This window comes from Pseudomonas sp. SGAir0191, from assembly GCF_002812565.2.
GTDB classification, from domain to species: Bacteria; Pseudomonadota; Gammaproteobacteria; order Pseudomonadales; family Pseudomonadaceae; genus Aquipseudomonas; species Aquipseudomonas parafulva_B.
In genome coordinates this window covers 573,786-590,146 of the sequence record NZ_CP025035.2, presented here as the reverse complement: position 1 = coordinate 590,146, position 16,361 = coordinate 573,786, and the positions used below count along the sequence as shown (strand labels likewise).

Sequence of the window (16,361 nt, the reverse complement as noted above, 5' to 3'; positions counted from 1 at the left end):
CAACTAGAGCACCAGATCCCTGATGACGCGCTCGGCCGTTCGCGCAACACTGGCCTCTGCCCTGCGCCGATAATCCTCACGAAACCCTTGCAGATTGAAATGGATCACTTCCAGTCGCAGGTCTTTCACACTGATCCCGTTGCTCGCGCCCATGAACAGGAAGTCGCTGGTTTTTTTCTTCATTGAAATATCCATGTGCAGCAGCACCATGTCGATAAAACCATTCGACTGCTGAGCACAGGGCAACAACTGGACACGCGCTTGATTGCCCACGATCGAATGGGCGCTGAACAGTTTCAGCGCGCTGTCATCACGCCGTAGGGCGTCCAGCGCCTGGTCGGCCGCTTCGGCCAGGCGTGGAGAGCTCGCCTGACTGATGTGCTCGACTGCCTGCGCAGCAAGGCTGCCTCGGTCAGGCCCGGGCCGCCGCCCTACTGGCGCCAGCTTGCCATCGAAGCCAAGGGCAGCGAGGTTGCGCCAGTAATTCCTGAACCAGTCAGGTTCAAGACCGTCTTTCGAATCCCCCCATGCCACCTGCTGCGCAAAGGCGTTGGCCAACAGTATGTCTGAACGTGCTTGCGGGCATACGCCTGGCAGAAAAACCAGCACGCTGCTGTGGACCAGCTGGCCAGCGATAGATGATGCGTCGATGTTAGTCATGGTTCGGCTCCTGCGCGCTGATTTCGCTGCGATGATGGGCCAGCTTGCCCTGAAGTTTTTTTGCCAGCCCCGGCCCGATGAGGTTCATACGCCTGAAATCGATCAAGTACTGCCCCTGGAACTGCCAGCACGCCTGCACCGCCTGAGGGTCGAACGGTTGCCAGAGCCAGTCAGGATCAAGAGGCTCTCGACTCCCCAGGTTCAGTTGAGTGCTGATGATGGAATACTCAGGCAGCACCAGCCGAACCTCGGCATGCGCATGGGTCAGGCCAGTGTCGCCATGGTGTTCGCCAATATCACAGCGCCCACCCATCCGGTTATCACGTGTTTCACTGCTCGCGCAGGCTGCCAGACACTGCGCGACAGCTTCGCGAAGGCGGTGAGGCGTAGCCTGGAGAAGACTGTCGCAAAGCAAATCCCAAGGCCTGAAAGCCGCAACCGGCACCATGGGTATGGTTTGCGACCGCAGCGTGGCAAGCGTGCAGCCGAAACTGCTCTGCACACGTATGTATTCGTTGAGCCAGCTGTCACCATCAGCCCCTGAGTCACCGCCATTACACGCGGCCAGGTAGGCCGCCAGCTGGATATTGAGCATGTCGTGCCTGCAAGACTCGCTGATGGTCTTGTCGACGAGCACCAGACTATTGCCATTGCGCCACACGCTGTAGTTATTCGACATTGATGCACCCTCCAGGCTCACCGAAGCCAAGGCCCCGGTGAGTCACACCGACAGGTTAGATTTCGAGGGCCAGCAACACTTCCAGGGCGTTGTCGTCGAGCTTGGTTTCAACCACGGCGCGTACTTTCTCGTACTGGCGCTGGTCGAGGTTCAGAACGGCACCGCAGGCGTAGTTGGTGGTGCCGCTACTCTCCCATTTGGCCAACAGGTAGTTGGCTTTCTTGTCAGGCTTGGCATCGGTCTGGACTGCGCTCACCATCATGGCGACCTGGCCAGCACCGGTCTGCTCACACTTGTTCAGGCTCAGGCTGTTGCGGTCATCCTCAACGGACTTGCGATCCAGCAATTCGACATTCTTGGTGCTGGCAGCCAGTGCGGAAACGACCGTCTTGCCCAACCCTTCCAGCGCCGATGCCACGTCGCCCGTAAAGGCGCCATAGGCAGCTTGCAGCCCTTTACCAATCAGGTTGCTGATCTCCAGGTGCCTGTCGCTCTGGGTAATACGCTGAACATCAACGCGCGTGGGTGTCCAACCCATCTTCGACATCAGGAACACGTACTGGTTGAACCAGGCCTGGGTTTCCTGGATCGGGTGGTGCTGCCTGTTGGCACCCTGGGTAGCAAGGGAGTGGCAGGCCTTGGCCGCGTTGCGGTTGGCCTCGCTCATGGTGTCGGGGAACACGAACAGGTTCATGTCAGGCAGGACTTGCAGTTCAAGGTTTTCTTTGTTGGTGGTCATGTCTAAGGCTCCAGTTGGGTCCGGTCGAAACCAGATGGCTTCGGCCTTGAACCTAACCGCTCGACGCTGCTCATCCTGCCTCGAAACGCTTCCCCCCTCGGATCGAACTGCCGTGCTTCAGGGCTTGGCGCCATACCACCGCGGCGTGTAGACCCACTGCCCGCCATCCGGGCGATCGAAGGTGCACGTGGTCGATGAGCCCACCAGCACCATGGTGCGCATATCGACCATTTCTGGCACCAGTTGGGCCAAAGAGACGACGCGCAAAGTCTGCCCCGGCCTACCAATGTCACGGCCAAGGACTACAGGTGTATCAGCACCACGGTGCCGGCGCACGACGTCCAGCGCGGTCCCCAGTTGGTGAGGACGTGCTTTGGAAATCGGGTTGTAGAAGGCCAGCACCAGATCGGCCTGGGCAGCGAGGTCCAGCCGTTTTTCGATGATCGACCAGGGTTTGAGATTGTCCGACAGCGACATGACACAGAAGTCATGCCCCAGCGGCGCGCCAGCCTGTGCAGCCGTTGCCAGCGAGGCCGATACGCCAGGCAGTATCTCCAGATCGACAGCGTGCCAGTCAGGATTCGTGGACTCGTGCAACGCCTCAAGGACCGCAGCGGCCATGGCGAATACACCTGGGTCGCCCGATGACACCACCACCACCGAACGGCCCCCCGCGGCCAGTTCGAATGCGTGGCGGGCGCGCTGCATCTCCTCACGGTTGTCGGTGCAGTGCAGCACCTGATCGTCCCGGAATGGGCCTGCCATTCGTACGTAGGTTTCGTAGCCGAGCACATCCTCGGCCCGTGCCAGCTCAGCCTTGACCGCTGGCACCATCAACTCCGCTGCACCGGGTCCCAGACCGATGACGGCCAGCCGTCCACGGCGACGGCCAACCTGAGTCACCTCGACCGGCGCAGGTGCCACGGCGATGACCACCTCACCCTGGCACTGCAACCGCGCATCGGGCAGTGCAGCGCCCACCATGCCAGCCACATCGTCGGGCCTTGCCGCAAAGCGCAATTCGACACCCAGCGCCTGCGCGGCGGCATGCAAACGGGGGTCCGCCATGGCCCGCTCATCGGCCAGCACGCAGGCCAGCGATGCCTGCGCGATACCGGCCTGCTGCAGCGCGTCACGAATCGTCTGCAGATCGCCGCTGGCGAGACCGACCACGACGGAGCGGGGATGGATCAACAGCTCGTCTCGGCTGGCGGGGCGCTCCAAATGGCCCACATGGATGGTGCGCTGCGCGGCATCACTTGCAGGCAACTGAGCCTGCGCCAGCCACGGTGCTTGACCCTCGATGCGAACCGGCTCCCCGGCCAGCAGGTCGGACACGAAACGCTTGCCTTGTTCCAGATCCGCCAAGGCGTAACCCTGAGGCGGATTGAGCAGGCACGTACCAAAGCGCAACTCGCCGCTGGTGGTGATGGCCGCTGAAACATCCAGCGCAGCGGCGATGTCGCGTGCCATCTGGTTGACGCCACTGAGGCCACCGAGCAGGGGCACCACGGCGCTGCCGTCTTCTGCCACGGCAAGCACAGGCGGCTCGCTGCCTTTCTCGCCCAACAGGCTAGCCAGGCTGCGGATCACGATCCCCGCGGCGCACAAGGCGATGATCGGCGTACCACGCTGGTAAAGGCTGCGCAGCAGATCGCCAAAGGTGCTGTAATCCTGGTCTGCCCCCTGGACGCGCCCTTGCAGGCCGTAAATTGTGGCTTGGGCGTAGATCTGCTGAAGGCAACGGGCGGTGGTCAGACTGCCTTGCCCCAGGATGACGATGGCCGGTGCCACCTGCGTGTTCAGCCCTGCCATTTTTCCCCCGGCACGATGATCAGCGAAAAGTAAGGCGAGGACTGCGGGTCGACCTGGTCCAGCGGTACGATTTTCTGGTTGGCCATGGTGGCGCGTTCCACATACAGCGCACGCTCGTGCAGGCCCAGCTCACCGAGCACCTGCCGCACCTTGGGAAAATTGCGCCCCAGTTTCATGATGACGGCTGCATCGGCGTCGGCCAGGCGGCGCTTGAGGTCTTCGGCCGGCAAGACGCCAGAGAGCACCGAAAGGCTCTGGTTGCGATAGACCAGCGGTGCACCCAGCACCGAGGCCCCACCGAGCATGGAGCACACGCCAGGAATCACCTGCGCTTCATAGCGCTGGGCCAGGCGGTCGTGCAGGTACATGTAGGAGCCATAGAAGAACGGGTCACCCTCGCAGATCACCGCCACGTCACGCCCTGCGTCCAGGTGTTCGGCCACCTGGACGCTGGCTTCGTCGTAGAAGTCGCTGATCACCTGCTCGTAGGACAGGGGCGCGGGCAAGGCTTCGGTAGTCACCGGATAGACCAGCGGTAGTAGCGTCTGCTCGGGTTGCAGGTGCGCTTCGATGATGCCGAATGCGTTACCGCGCTTGCCCTTGGCGACAAAGTAGCCGACCACCGGCGACTCGCGCAGCAGGCGCAGGGCCTTGAGCGTGATCAGTTCAGGGTCGCCCGGCCCTACGCCAAGGCCAATCAGGCGTCCGCGCGGGGCCATCATTCCACCTCCGTGGCCAGGGCGTTCACGGCCGCGGCGGCCATGGCGCTGCCGCCCAGCCGTCCCTGCATGATCACGAAGGGCACGCCACGGCTGTCGGCCGCCAACATGGCCTTGGATTCGGCAGCGCCAACGAAGCCGACGGGGAACCCCAGGATGAGCGCTGGGCGCGGCGCACCGGCGTCGAGCATTTCCAGCAGGTAGAACAACGCCGTCGGCGCGTTGCCGATCACCACTACGCTGCCTTCCAGGTGGGGGCGCCACAGCTCCAGGGCAACGGCGGAGCGGGTATTGCCAGCGGCCTTGGCCAGGTCCGGTACGCTCGGGTCGCGCAAGGTGCAGATGACCGGGTTGTTCGCTGGCAGTCGTGCCCGGGTGATGCCTTCGGCGACCATGTGCGCATCGCACAGGATCGGCGCGCCACGCAGCAGGGCCTGACGGCCGGCCTGGCCGGCGCCCTCGGAGAATTGCAGACCATCGATCGCATCGACCATGCCGCAGGCATGGATCACGCGTACCGCAAGCTTTTCGAGGTCTGCGGGAATCCGCTCAAGTCGGGCTTCCTCACGAATGATCCGGAAGGAATTGCGATAGATCTCCTGACCATCGCGGATGTAGTCAATCATCAAGGTGCTCCGTCGGCAGGTCGAGCATGGCGCCTGCTTCATTCAAGGTAATGTCAGTGGCGCGCAGGGCGCCGAACCCCGGCAGGCGGGGGTCACGCTGGTAAAGGTCGTAGCGCCCGGACGCGCGGGCCAGCAGTGTGGCCGGGGCGGTGTGGGCCAGGGCACAGGACCGGGGGCAGCCAGTAAGATGCACGCTGGCAGGCGCTCCGGGCCCCAATAATGCGGCCAGTGCCACGGCGTCGGCCTTCGTCTCGCTCAAGGCCTTGGCACAGCCGCTGGCGCCGGTGCAGGCGCTGATGCGCGCCAAGGGTTCGGCCGCGTGGCAGAGCAGCCCGACCGTCATCAGGCTGCGCTGCGCCTGGTCGATGGCGCCGGGCGCCAGGTTGGGCAGCACCAGGCTCTGCCAGGGGGTCAACCGCAGGCTGCTGTCGCCCTGTTCACGCGCGACACGCGCTGCCTCACGCAGCATGGCCGGGGTGAGCCGCCCCAGTGGCGGTGCCACGCCAAGCGCAGCCCCACGCCGCTGAGCCAGTGCCCCAAGCCACGTCACTGGGCGAACCGGCCGGCGCCAGCCCAGCACGGCGGGGTCTTGGCGCAACGCCACGCCAAGCCCACCGATGAAATCGGCAGCCGTGCAGGCCTGCAGCACATGCCGCATGCGCGACTGGGTTGGGGTGGCCAGGTCCAGAAAACGTTCGAGCACGGCGCGTACCAAGGTCAAGCCCTGGCTGAACGGCACCGCACCCAGTACGTCACTCTCCCCAAGGCTGCCGGCCAGGCCGAATGCGAGCCAGGGCTGCTGCTCAAGCTCAAGCACCGAAAGCCACAGGTCGTGCGGGTGATCGAGCATGGCCAGGCGTTCACCGGCATCGAGCTGCAGGGCGAACTTGGCCGATAACGCGTGAAAGCGTGGCGTGCCCTCGAGCAGGTCGAGGATTTGCCCCCCCAGCGGCCGGACGTCCAGCACCATCGCCGGGTCAAGCCCGGCCAGTGGGCTAAGCATCAGGTTACGAACATCGTCGCCGGCTACTTCACGCGGGCCCAGCCCAGCTGCAAGCAGCGCCGCCACCAGGCCCTGGTGATCAGGGCCGACGCCACGGATTTGCAGGTTGCCCCGGTTGGTGGCCTCGATCACCCGCCCTGCGAAGCGCTCGGCGGCGCTGGCGACGGCCTCGGCCTGCTGGGCCAGCAACACCCCGCCCGGCAGTTTGATCCGGCAAATGCCGCCATCCAGGGCGCTGACGATACGCCACAACCCCGGACAAGCCGAGGGGCGAGGCGAACTGTAGGAAGCGTGAGGTGGCATCGCTGAGGTGTCCGGCAGTCCGTGAAACTGCGCTTGAGTGGAGAAGGCGCGGTATTATGCCTGCTTTGGCCGCCCGCATGAAAAGCCGGTGGTCGAGCATCTTTCGGGTAAAGGCACAATTGGGCGTGCTGCATACGCACGAACTCTAGAGGTATCAATGGCACCCTGGCTCACAGTAGTAGGCATCGGCGAAGAAGGTTTCAGCGGTCTGGGCAAACAGGCTCGCCGAGCGCTGCTCAGTGGGACACGGATTTTCGGCAGCCCTCGCCAGCTTGCCCTGCTGCCGCGTTGCGTGACCGGCGAACGGCTGCACTGGCCGAGCCCTTTCTCGCTAGCGCCGGTACTGGCGCTGCGCGGCTCGCCTGTGTGCGTGCTGGCCAGTGGCGACCCGATGTTCTATGGGGTGGGCGCCAGCCTGGCGCGCCAGGTGCCTGCCGACGAAATGCAGGTGCTGTCGATGCCCTCCTCGTGCGCCCTGGCTGCTGCGCGCCTGGGGTGGGCGCTGCAAGACGTGCAGGTGGTGTCGCTGGTGGCAAGGCCCCTGGCCGCGCTCAACGCGCACCTGCATGGCGGCCTGCGCCTGCTGGTACTGAGCAACGATGGAGACAGCCCGGCGGCCATTGCCGCGTTGTTACGCGAACGGGGTTTCGGCCCCAGCCGCCTATGGGTCTTCGAACACCTGGGGGGCGAGGCCCAGGGCCAGTTGCACGGGCAAGCATCCACGTGGCAGCACGGGCAAACGGCTGCGCTCAACCTGGTGGCCATCGAATGCGTGGCAGCGCCCGAAGCGCCTCGCCTGCACCGCCTGGCAGGCCTGCCCGATGACGCCTACCGGCACGACGGCCAACTGACCAAGCGCGATGTGCGCGCCATCACCCTGGGCCGGCTGGCCCCCGAGCCCGGGCAGCTGCTCTGGGACGTGGGCGCGGGCTGCGGCTCGATCGGCATCGAATGGATGCGTGCACACCCGGCATGCCGCGCCGTGGCCATCGAGGCCGACGAGGGCCGTCAGGGGTTGATCGAGTACAACCGCGATGCCTTGGGCGTGCCTGGCCTGCACCTGGTGCGCGGCAAGGCCCCCATGGCACTGGAAGGATTGGAACCGCCGCATGCGGTGTTCATTGGTGGCGGGGTCACCCGTCCAGGGGTACTGGCGCATTGCTGGTCCAGCCTGCGCCCAGGCGGTCGGCTGGTGGCCAACGCCGTGACGGTGCAAAGCGAACTGGCCCTGGCCCACTTCAAGGCGCAGCACGGCGGCGAACTGACGCGCATTCATGTTGCCCATGCCCAGCCCTTGGGTGCGTTCGATACCTGGCGCCAGGCGCTGCCCATCACCTTGCTCGACGTGGTCAAGCCGGCCGATGCGTGAAGAAACCCGCGAACAGGCCGCCCCGCTGCGCAGTGGCCTGACCACTGGCAGTTGCGCCACCGCGACCAGCCTGGCGGCAGCGCGTCTGCTGCTCACCGGTGCAGACAGCGACGCAGTGAGCATCACCCTGCCCAAGGGCAAGGTGGTGCAGATGCGCCTGGAGTTCTGCCGCCTGGTCGACGATTACGCCGAAGCAGGCACGCTCAAGGACGCCGGCGACGACCCGGACGTGACCCATGGTGCACTGCTGTTCAGCCAGGTGCGCCTGCGTGCCCAGGCCGGTGTGCACTTCGTCGCAGGCACAGGCGTGGGCACTGTGACCCGGCCTGGGCTGGTCTTGGCCGTGGGCGAACCGGCCATCAACCCGGTGCCACGGCGTATGATCACGGACCACCTGCAGGGCCTGGCCGTCGAATGCGGCTACACCGGCGGGTTCGAGGTCACCCTCAACGTGCGGGACGGTGAAGCCCTGGCGCTCAAGACCATGAACCCACGCCTGGGCATCCTCGGCGGCCTATCGATCCTGGGCACCAGCGGTATCGTGCGCCCCTTCTCCTGCGCAGCCTACATTGCCTCCATTCATCAAGGTATCGACGTGGCGCACACCAACGGCTACACCCACATTGCCGCGTGCACCGGCAACGCCAGCGAGGACACCATGCGCCGTGTCTACGGGCTGCCGGAAATCGCCCTGATCGAGATGGGCGACTTCGTTGGGGCGGTGCTCAAGCACCTGCGCAAGGTGCCGGTGCCCCGCCTGACCCTGTGCGGGGGCTTCGGCAAGATCAGCAAGCTAGCCGCCGGGCACATGGACCTGCACAGCCGTCATTCGAGCATCGACCTGCCGCAATTGGCGGGCTGGGCCGCAGCAGGCGGGGCCGATCCGGCGCTTCAGGCTGCCATCGTGGCCGCCAACACCAGCCAGCAGGCCCTGGCGTTGGCCCACAGCGCCGGTGTCCAGTTGGGCGATGCCGTGTGCCAGCATGCCCTGGCCTTCGCCCGCAGCGTCGTGCCTGCGCAGGTGAGCGTCGAGGTGGTCGCCATCGACCGCCAGGGCGGCATCGTCGGTCGAGCGGGCCAGCCATGAGGGCGCGCATTCTGCTGCTCGGCGGCATTACCGAGGCGCTGGCCATCGCACGCCTGCTGGGCCCGGACCACATCTACAGCCTGGCCGGCATCGGCCGGGTGCCCGACGACCTGCAGTGCCAGGTACGCGTGGGCGGCTTCGGGGGGGCCGCTGGGCTGGCCCAGTACCTGCGTGAAAACGGCATCACGCTGCTGGTCGATGCCACCCATCCCTACGCCGCCCGTATCAGCGCCAACGCGGCCAGCGCCGCGCAGCGTGCCGGGATCCCTTGCTGGGCCCTGCACCGTCCGGCCTGGCAGGCACAGGCGGGGGATGACTGGCGCGAAGTCGAAGACTGGCCGGCGCTGATGCAGGGCATTGGGCCCTATGCCCGACCGCTGTTCACCCTGGGCCGGGAACCCCTGCAGCACTTGGACGCCATCCCGGATGGCCAGTTCTGGACATTGCGCGCCCTGCAAGCCTGTCCTGGCAATGCGCGCTGCGAGGTGATCGGTGCCCGCGGGCCTTTCGACCTGGACCAGGAGCGTGCGCTGTTCACCGACCGGCGCATCGACGTTCTGATCAGCAAGAACAGCGGCAGCGTCGCCACCGAACCCAAGCTGGAAGTAGCCCGCGAGCTAGGCCTGCCGGTGTTCATTCTCAAGCGACCGACATTGCCGATTGCCGATCGGACGTTCCATGCCCTGCCGGAACTGGTGGCGGCTTTGTTCGCTATGTGACGAAAGCCCCTTGCATAGCGCCTAGGGGGGGGGTTGAACTCCTACATCCCTTTGGGCATTTTCCGAGCGCCTGCAAGTGGCCACGTGTCGCAGTCCTGCCTTAAACTCGGGCGCCCCCCTCGGAAGACGTGCCTGATATGGAATTGCAATGGTGGATCTGGTTGGTGTTCGGCATCGCGCTGATGTTGCTCGAACTGGTCTTGCCCACGTTCTTCATCCTCTGGTTCGGCATTGGTGCCGTGCTGGTGGCCTTGGTCTGCCTGGCGTTTCCAGGCCTGGAGCTGGCCATGCAAGGGCTGCTCTGGGTGGCGCTCTCATCGCTGACTACCCTGCTGTGGTTCAAGGTGTTTCGCCGTAAGCAGCCGGATGAGCGCTGGACTGCCGCCAGCGTGATCGGCGAGGTCGGCTTGCTGACTTCGGGTGTGTCCGAGTTCCAGAAAGGCCGGGTGCGCTTTCAGAAGCCCGTACTGGGCAACGAGGAGTGGACCTGCATTGCAGATACCACCATCCCGGCCGGCGAGCGGGTACGCCTGATCGCCGTCGAAGGAAATACCGCCCGCGTCATCCGGGCCTGAATCCGTAAAAAAGGAATTTGCCATCATGACCAGCCTCATCGTCGTCGGCGCCATCGCCCTGTTCGTCCTGATCACTGTGTTCAAGGGGGTACGCATCGTCCCCCAGGGTGAGGAATGGATCGTCGAGCGCCTGGGCCGCTACCACACCACCCTCAAGCCTGGCCTCAACGTCGTCATCCCCTACATGGACGTGGTTGCCTATCGCCTGCCGACCAAGGACATCATCCTCGATGTGCAGGAACAGGAAATCATCACCCGCGACAACGCCGTCATCGTCGCCAACGCCCTGTGCTTTGCCAAGGTCGTTGACCCGCAGAAGGCGTCTTATGGCGTGCAGGACTACGCCTTTGCCGTCACCAGCCTGACCATGACGTCCCTGCGCGCCATCGTCGGCGCCATGGACCTTGACGAAGCGCTCTCCAGCCGCGAACAGATCAAGGCGCGCCTGCGCGAGGCCATGTCCGAGCAGACCGAGGACTGGGGCGTGACCGTGCGCTCGGTGGAAATCCAGGACATCAAGCCGTCCCAGAACATGCAACTGGCCATGGAACGCCAGGCGGCCGCCGAGCGGGAGCGCAAGGCCGACGTCACCCGTGCCGAAGGCGCCAAGCAGGCGGCAGTACTCGAAGCCGAAGCGCGCCTGCAGGCCGCCCGGCTGGATGCCGAGGCGCAGATCAGCCTGGCCGAAGCCTCGGCGCGGGCCATCTCGCTGGTCAAGGACGCAGTCGGCAACGAAACCGTCCCGGCCATGTACCTGCTCGGTGAGCGCTACGTCGGGGCCATGGAAAACCTGGCGAGCAGCAATAACGCCAAGGTGGTGGTACTGCCGGCCGATCTGCAGGAAACCGTACGCGGCCTGATGGGCCGTAACAAGGCCTGAACCTGAACGGCTTCGCGGTGCCAGGGCATCGCGAAGCCAGCGGCCAGGCACGCCACCTGCGTCACGTCACCGCACCCTGCCAAATTTGCTTATACTCGGCCGTACAATAGTCACCACGATTCCTGACCGGATCTCTCCATGCCCCCACGTCGGCACATTGCCTGGATAGCCTGCCTAGCGGTGCTGTTCAACCTGCTGGCCATGCCGTTGTCCTCTGCTGCGCCCAAAGGCCCGGCAGAGCAACTGCTGTGGGGGGCGTTCTGTTCCAGCATGGCCAACAAGGCCAAGGTCGATGTGCAGGCCCTGGCCAAGATCGACCTGGGCCCGCAAAGCGATGACAGCGCCAGCACGATGCACTGCTGGTGCTGCCTGGGTGCCGCGCCGCCACTACCATTGGGCGGACAAGCGTTACAGCTGCATGCCTCGCCTGCTCGTCTTGCCGGCCCACTGTCGCTGGATGCGCCACCCACGCCTACGCCGCGCCAACTCAGGCCCGCGCTCAACCCCCGTGCCTCCCCGCTTGCCTGAGTGTTTCACGCTGCCTGCCTGAACCTCATTCCATCGGGACATCCATCATGCTCAAGCACGCCCTTGCCGTGGCCGCCCTCCTGCTGCCCGCCGCTTTCGCCCATGCTCACGAATACACCGTGGGCGACCTGCATATCGCCCATCCTTGGTCGTTGCAGCTGCCGCCCAATGCCCCCAACGTCGCCGCGTATTTCGTGGTGCACAACAATGGCAACACCGATGACCGCCTGCTGAGCGCCGAGTCCCCCATCAGCGATGACACCCAGTTGCACGAGCACGCCATGAGCGCGGCCGGTGCCATGCGCATGCAGCAAGTGCCAAACGTGGTAGTGCCCGCAGGCAAGGATCTGGTGTTTGCACCCAGCGCTTACCATGTGATGCTCATGCAGCCCAAGGATCGCAGCCTGCTGACCGATGGCCAGCGCTTCCCGCTGACGCTTCGCTTCGAGAAAGCCGGCCCCATCACCGTGCAAGTGGCTGTGCAGAAAGCACCGCCGACTGGCCAGCCGCAGGCTCATCAGCACTGACTGCCGCTGACAGGGCGTGATGCGCTCGTCGCCACACCGCCAGCTCCGTACCACCCGCCCTGATCGCAGGCGCGCCGGTGGCGGATGGCTGAGCCTGTTCGCCATGTGGATGATTTTCATCGGGCCGCTGATTTCCCAGTCGATGCCTATGGATCACCATGGCGCCGGCATGGCCATGCCGATGGACATGCCGATGCCGGCTGCTCATCAGCATGGCGACGCTCATCACGGCCCGAGCCAGGACGGCCAGCTTCATGTGATGTGGGAGAAGTGCGGCTACTGCAGCCTGCTGTTCAACTGCCCTGCATTGCCCCAGGCGCTCAGCCCCCTCAACCTGGCAGGCGCCCTGCCTCAGGTCCATCTTCAGCCTGCCACGCGCCACGGGCATGCCAGGCAGGCCGTTTTCCCCGGCGCCCGCAGCCGCGCACCGCCCGTTTCGATCAGTGTTTGACCCATTAGCGCACGAAGCCTGATCGCTTCGCGTCTTCTCACGACTGATCGACTGGAATCATTATGTCCGGCTGTACCCCTCTTTTGTCCCTGCGCGGGACCATTGCCGCCCTGTGTGGCTCGTTGCTGACCCCTGTCGCACTGGCGGCAGACCCTGGCCAGCTTGCCCATTCATCCGCTGCACCTGAGCTCGGCCCTACGGTCATCACCGCCATCGCCCCCAGCTCGCCACTGACCGTGGTCACCCACCCCAAGGACCCTCGCCAGCCCGTGCCGGCCAGTGACGGTGCCGATTACCTGAAAACCATTCCCGGTTTTTCGGCCATCCGTGCCGGCGGCACCAACGGTGACCCGGTACTGCGCGGCATGTTCGGCTCGCGGCTGAACATCCTCACCAATGGTGGGCTGATGCTGGGCGCCTGCCCCAACCGCATGGATGCCCCAACCGCCTACATCGCCCCGGAAACCTACGACCGACTGACCGTGATCAAGGGCCCGCAGAGCGTGATCTGGGGGCCGGGCGGCTCGGCAGGCACCGTCTTGTTCGAGCGTGACCCCGAGGCATTCGGCACCCTTGGCAGCCGCGTCAATGCCAGCCTGCTCACCGGCACCAATGGCCGCTTCGACAAGGTGCTGGACGCTGCTGTCGGCAACAGTCAGGCCTATGCCCGTTTCGTCGGCAATCAGTCGCGTGCCGATGACTACCATGACGGGGCTGGCGATTCAGTGCCGTCGCGCTGGGAAAAATGGAACGGCGATGTCGCCCTGGGCTGGACGCCCGATGCCGATACGTTGCTCGAACTCACCGCAGGCAAGGGCGATGGGGAGGCGCGCTATGCCGGTCGGGGCATGGACGGTTCGCAGTTCAAGCGTGAAAGCCTGGGCCTGCGCTTTGAAAAATCCAACCTCGGCGAGGTACTCGACAAGATCGAAGCCCAGGCCTATTACAACTATGCCGACCATGTGATGGACAACTACAGCCTGCGCACACCCTCTGGCAGCGGCATGATGGGCATGCCGATGGTCAGCAATGTCGACCGCCGCACGATGGGTGCACGCCTCAAGGCGACCTGGCGCTGGGCCGATGTGCAGCTGATCAGCGGTATCGACGCGCAGACCAACGCGCATCGCCAGCGCGGCGGCATGGGCGTGGATGCGCACAAAGGCCAGGCCTGGACCAAGGATGCCGATTTTCACAACTACGGTGTGTTCGGCGAGCTGACCTGGTCGCTCAGCGGCGATGACCGGGTCATCACCGGCGCCCGCCTGGACCGCGCGTCGGCGCGGGATCTGCGCCAGGCCAGCCCGACCCGCAACGACACCCGCGCCGACACGCTGCCCAGCGGCTTCGTGCGCTATGAACACGACTTGGCAGCCCTGCCGGCAACGGCCTACATCGGCCTTGGGCACGCCCAGCGTTTCCCGGACTACTGGGAGCTGTTTTCGCCGAAAACAGCGCCCACCGGGTCGGTCAATGCCTTCGACGGCATCGAGCCCGAGAAGACGACGCAGCTCGACTTCGGTGTCCAGTACCGCAGCGAACGGCTGGAAGCCTGGGCTTCGGGTTATGTCGGGCAGATCCGCGACTACATCCTGTTCGACTACCGCACTGGCATGATGGGCATGGCGACTTCGAAGGCGCAGAACATCGACGCCCGCATCATGGGTGGCGAAGTGGGTGCGGCCTACTCGCTGAGCGATACCTGGAAGGCCGATGCCACACTGGCCTACGCCTGGGGCAAGAACAGCAGCGATGGCAAGGCGCTGCCCCAGATGCCGCCCTTGGAAAGCCGCCTGGGCCTGACCTACAGCCGCGATGCATGGAGCGCAGGCGCGCTCTGGCGGCTGGTCGCAGCGCAGAACCGCATCGCCCGCAACCAGGGCAATGTGGTTGGCAAAGACTATGACGAAAGTGCAGGGTTTGGGGTGTTCTCGCTCAACGGCGCGTACAAGGTGAGCAAAAATCTGAAACTCAGTGCAGGGGTCGACAATCTGTTCGACAAGACCTACGCCGAACACCTGAACCTGGCGGGCAATGCCGGTTTCGGCTACCCAGCCAGCGATCCTCAACCGGTCAATGAGCCCGGCCGGAGCGTCTGGACCAAAGTCGATTTCAGCTTCTGACATCCACCGCGGGCGCGGCAGTGACCGCGCCCTGTGCGGGTTTACCTGGAGGTTCCCATGAGAGGAACACGCGTTTCATTCTACAACCTGGCCTGGCGTTGGCATTTCTATGCAGGGCTGTTCGTGGCCCCATTCATGATCCTGCTGGCCCTTACCGGGCTGGTATACCTGTTCAAGCCGCAGCTCGATCCATGGCTGTACCGCGACCTGATGGTGGTTGAGGCCGGCCATCATCGCCAAGGGGCCGATGTGATGCTGGCCGAAGTGCGCAAGGCGCACCCCAAAGGCCATGTGGGCCAGTACCTGCCGCCGCTGAACGCGCAGCGCAGTGCGCAGTTCGTGGTGCACGAAGAGGGCCGCGAGCTGAACGTGTTCGTCGACCCGTACAGCGGCAAGATCCTCGGCGAGCAGGACGGCAAGCGCAATCTGCAAGCCATCGCCCGCGCCCTGCACGGCGAATTGATGGTGGGCACCCTGGGCGATCGCCTGGTGGAACTGGCCGCAGGCTGGGGCGTCGTGCTGGTGATTTCGGGCCTGTACCTGTGGTGGCCTCGCGGGCGCCTGGGCGCAGGCGTGCTGTGGCCGCGCCTGGCCGCCCGAGGCCGGCTGTTCTGGCGCGACCTGCATGCGGTCAGTGGGTTCTGGGGTTCGGCGCTGTTGTTGTTGATGCTGCTCAGCGGCATGACCTGGACCGGGTTCTGGGGCAAGCAGTATGCCGACCTGTGGAACCGCTTTCCGGTAGCGATGTGGAACGATGTGCCGAAGTCGGACCAGCAGGCGCGCGAGCTCAACCATGCTCACCGCCAGACCGTGCCCTGGGCCATGGAGAACACGCCGATGCCTCAATCTGGCGCCCATGCCGAGCATGCCGGGCATCACACAATGTCCAGCCAACCGGCCGCACCGAATGTGAGCGTGCAACAGGTCGAAGACATCGCCACTGCGCGGCAGGTGGCACCGGGCTACAGCATCACCTGGCCAACCACGGCCGACGGCGTATTCACCGTCGCGGTATTCGCCGACGACCCACGCAACGACGCCACCCTGCATGTGGACCAGTACACCGGCAAGGTGCTGGCCGATGTGCGCTGGCAGGACTACAGCCCTGTGGCCCGCGCCACGGAACTTGGGGTCATGCTGCACGAGGGCAAGATGTTCGGCCCGCTGAACCAGATCGTCATTGCGCTGGTGTGCCTGATGATTCTGCTGGGTTCGGTCAGTGGCCTGGTGATGTGGTGGAAACGTCGGCCCGAAGGCGGCCTGGGCGTTCCCCCCTTGCGCCACGACCTGCCCCGCTGGAAGACGGCCGTGGTGGTGATGCTGGCATTGGGGCTCGTTTTCCCCTTGGTGGGGGTGTCGATGGTGCTGATGTGGGTACTCGACAACCTGATCATGCGGCGGGCAAGGGTGGCGACGCAGGCATAGCGGCCCGGTAAGCGGCTGTCGTGAAACCCCAGGCGGGCCGAAAGGCCCGCCGAGCGTTTCACGGCCCCTGCCTGTAGGTGCAGGATTATTCTCTAAAGCGCCGACGCTTGACCCCGATCATTTCTAAAGCGCC

General features: G+C 64.9%; 17 protein-coding genes. 10 read left to right on the top strand and 7 right to left on the bottom strand.

From position 1 onward, the window contains the following. Positions 1-3: 3 nt before the first annotated feature. The 7 genes from CWR53_RS02525 to cobG form a co-directional block, all read right to left on the bottom strand. Positions 4-660 carry a hypothetical protein gene (locus tag CWR53_RS02525; protein ID WP_100850723.1) on the bottom strand — a complete coding sequence of 219 codons (657 nt, stop codon included), beginning with the start codon at positions 658-660 and terminating at the stop codon, positions 4-6. Next, the gene (locus CWR53_RS02520; protein WP_058603518.1) at positions 653-1,339 is read right to left on the bottom strand and encodes a hypothetical protein; all 687 of its coding nucleotides are present in this window, start codon (positions 1,337-1,339) and stop codon (positions 653-655) included. The genes CWR53_RS02525 and CWR53_RS02520 overlap by 8 nt, the downstream gene beginning before the upstream one ends. Before the next feature lie 55 nt (positions 1,340-1,394). Next, positions 1,395-2,078 (bottom strand): hypothetical protein, encoded by a 684-nt coding sequence (locus CWR53_RS02515; protein WP_058603517.1) that lies wholly within the window; start codon positions 2,076-2,078, stop codon positions 1,395-1,397. Positions 2,079-2,195: 117 nt separating this feature from the next. Continuing rightward, the gene (gene cobJ, locus CWR53_RS02510; protein WP_100850722.1) at positions 2,196-3,893 is read right to left on the bottom strand and encodes a precorrin-3B C(17)-methyltransferase; all 1,698 of its coding nucleotides are present in this window, start codon (positions 3,891-3,893) and stop codon (positions 2,196-2,198) included. Then, positions 3,881-4,612 (bottom strand): precorrin-2 C(20)-methyltransferase, encoded by a 732-nt coding sequence (locus CWR53_RS02505; protein ID WP_058603631.1) that lies wholly within the window; start codon positions 4,610-4,612, stop codon positions 3,881-3,883. Before CWR53_RS02505 ends, cobJ begins: the two co-directional genes overlap by 13 nt. Beyond that, the gene (locus tag CWR53_RS02500) at positions 4,612-5,238 is read right to left on the bottom strand and encodes a precorrin-8X methylmutase (protein WP_027915280.1); all 627 of its coding nucleotides are present in this window, start codon (positions 5,236-5,238) and stop codon (positions 4,612-4,614) included. The genes CWR53_RS02505 and CWR53_RS02500 overlap by 1 nt, the downstream gene beginning before the upstream one ends. Next, positions 5,231-6,544 carry a precorrin-3B synthase gene (gene cobG / locus CWR53_RS02495; RefSeq protein WP_100850721.1) on the bottom strand — a complete coding sequence of 438 codons (1,314 nt, stop codon included), beginning with the start codon at positions 6,542-6,544 and terminating at the stop codon, positions 5,231-5,233. The genes CWR53_RS02500 and cobG overlap by 8 nt, the downstream gene beginning before the upstream one ends. Before the next feature lie 157 nt (positions 6,545-6,701). On the opposite strand from cobG, the gene cbiE reads away from it, so the two are divergent. From cbiE to CWR53_RS02445, 10 genes are all read left to right on the top strand, one after another. Then, the gene (gene cbiE, locus CWR53_RS02490; RefSeq protein ID WP_100850720.1) at positions 6,702-7,913 is read left to right on the top strand and encodes a precorrin-6y C5,15-methyltransferase (decarboxylating) subunit CbiE; all 1,212 of its coding nucleotides are present in this window, start codon (positions 6,702-6,704) and stop codon (positions 7,911-7,913) included. Then, complete coding sequence (locus tag CWR53_RS02485) at positions 7,906-9,000, top strand: cobalt-precorrin-5B (C(1))-methyltransferase (protein ID WP_058603513.1); 1,095 nt, start codon at positions 7,906-7,908, stop codon at positions 8,998-9,000. Before cbiE ends, CWR53_RS02485 begins: the two co-directional genes overlap by 8 nt. After that, a complete protein-coding gene (locus tag CWR53_RS02480) occupies positions 8,997-9,719 on the top strand; it encodes a cobalt-precorrin-6A reductase (protein WP_100850719.1) in 723 nt (240 codons plus the stop codon). Before CWR53_RS02485 ends, CWR53_RS02480 begins: the two co-directional genes overlap by 4 nt. A 137-nt stretch (positions 9,720-9,856) precedes the next feature. Further along, a complete protein-coding gene (locus CWR53_RS02475) occupies positions 9,857-10,294 on the top strand; it encodes an NfeD family protein (protein WP_100850718.1) in 438 nt (145 codons plus the stop codon). A 25-nt stretch (positions 10,295-10,319) separates the two neighbouring features. Next, positions 10,320-11,174: an SPFH domain-containing protein gene (locus CWR53_RS02470; RefSeq protein ID WP_058638228.1), complete on the top strand. Its 855-nt coding sequence runs from the start codon at positions 10,320-10,322 to the stop codon at positions 11,172-11,174. A gap of 138 nt (positions 11,175-11,312) precedes the next feature. After that, positions 11,313-11,702: a DUF2946 domain-containing protein gene (locus CWR53_RS02465; protein ID WP_058603509.1), complete on the top strand. Its 390-nt coding sequence runs from the start codon at positions 11,313-11,315 to the stop codon at positions 11,700-11,702. A 47-nt stretch (positions 11,703-11,749) separates the two neighbouring features. Beyond that, positions 11,750-12,229 carry a copper chaperone PCu(A)C gene (locus tag CWR53_RS02460; RefSeq protein WP_058603508.1) on the top strand — a complete coding sequence of 160 codons (480 nt, stop codon included), beginning with the start codon at positions 11,750-11,752 and terminating at the stop codon, positions 12,227-12,229. Positions 12,230-12,248: 19 nt separating this feature from the next. Next, complete coding sequence (locus CWR53_RS02455; RefSeq protein ID WP_100850717.1) at positions 12,249-12,680, top strand: DUF2946 domain-containing protein; 432 nt, start codon at positions 12,249-12,251, stop codon at positions 12,678-12,680. Between the two features lie 62 nt (positions 12,681-12,742). Next, on the top strand, positions 12,743-14,803 hold the full coding sequence (locus CWR53_RS02450) for a TonB-dependent copper receptor (RefSeq protein WP_100850716.1): 2,061 nt from the start codon (positions 12,743-12,745) through the stop codon (positions 14,801-14,803). A 57-nt stretch (positions 14,804-14,860) separates the two neighbouring features. Then, positions 14,861-16,228, top strand: coding sequence for a PepSY domain-containing protein (locus CWR53_RS02445; RefSeq protein WP_100850715.1), 1,368 nt, complete (start codon positions 14,861-14,863; stop codon positions 16,226-16,228). Positions 16,229-16,361 lie beyond the last annotated feature (133 nt).

Excerpts from the sequence above, each read along its gene's own strand:
- CWR53_RS02525 (WP_100850723.1), bottom strand. The coding sequence starts at position 660 with ATGACTAACATCGACGCATCATCTATCGCTGGCCAGCTGGTCCACAGC.
- CWR53_RS02470 (WP_058638228.1), top strand. The coding sequence starts at position 10,320 with ATGACCAGCCTCATCGTCGTCGGCGCCATCGCCCTGTTCGTCCTGATC.
- CWR53_RS02455 (WP_100850717.1), top strand. The coding sequence starts at position 12,249 with ATGCGCTCGTCGCCACACCGCCAGCTCCGTACCACCCGCCCTGATCGC.
- CWR53_RS02500 (WP_027915280.1), bottom strand. The coding sequence starts at position 5,238 with ATGATTGACTACATCCGCGATGGTCAGGAGATCTATCGCAATTCCTTC.
- CWR53_RS02480 (WP_100850719.1), top strand. The coding sequence starts at position 8,997 with ATGAGGGCGCGCATTCTGCTGCTCGGCGGCATTACCGAGGCGCTGGCC.
- CWR53_RS02445 (WP_100850715.1), top strand. The coding sequence starts at position 14,861 with ATGAGAGGAACACGCGTTTCATTCTACAACCTGGCCTGGCGTTGGCAT.
- cbiE (WP_100850720.1), top strand. The coding sequence starts at position 6,702 with ATGGCACCCTGGCTCACAGTAGTAGGCATCGGCGAAGAAGGTTTCAGC.
- CWR53_RS02450 (WP_100850716.1), top strand. The coding sequence starts at position 12,743 with ATGTCCGGCTGTACCCCTCTTTTGTCCCTGCGCGGGACCATTGCCGCC.
- CWR53_RS02460 (WP_058603508.1), top strand. The coding sequence starts at position 11,750 with ATGCTCAAGCACGCCCTTGCCGTGGCCGCCCTCCTGCTGCCCGCCGCT.
- CWR53_RS02475 (WP_100850718.1), top strand. The coding sequence starts at position 9,857 with ATGGAATTGCAATGGTGGATCTGGTTGGTGTTCGGCATCGCGCTGATG.
- CWR53_RS02485 (WP_058603513.1), top strand. The coding sequence starts at position 7,906 with ATGCGTGAAGAAACCCGCGAACAGGCCGCCCCGCTGCGCAGTGGCCTG.
- cobG (WP_100850721.1), bottom strand. The coding sequence starts at position 6,544 with ATGCCACCTCACGCTTCCTACAGTTCGCCTCGCCCCTCGGCTTGTCCG.
- cobJ (WP_100850722.1), bottom strand. The coding sequence starts at position 3,893 with ATGGCAGGGCTGAACACGCAGGTGGCACCGGCCATCGTCATCCTGGGG.
- CWR53_RS02515 (WP_058603517.1), bottom strand. The coding sequence starts at position 2,078 with ATGACCACCAACAAAGAAAACCTTGAACTGCAAGTCCTGCCTGACATG.
- CWR53_RS02465 (WP_058603509.1), top strand. The coding sequence starts at position 11,313 with ATGCCCCCACGTCGGCACATTGCCTGGATAGCCTGCCTAGCGGTGCTG.
- CWR53_RS02520 (WP_058603518.1), bottom strand. The coding sequence starts at position 1,339 with ATGTCGAATAACTACAGCGTGTGGCGCAATGGCAATAGTCTGGTGCTC.
- CWR53_RS02505 (WP_058603631.1), bottom strand. The coding sequence starts at position 4,612 with ATGGCCCCGCGCGGACGCCTGATTGGCCTTGGCGTAGGGCCGGGCGAC.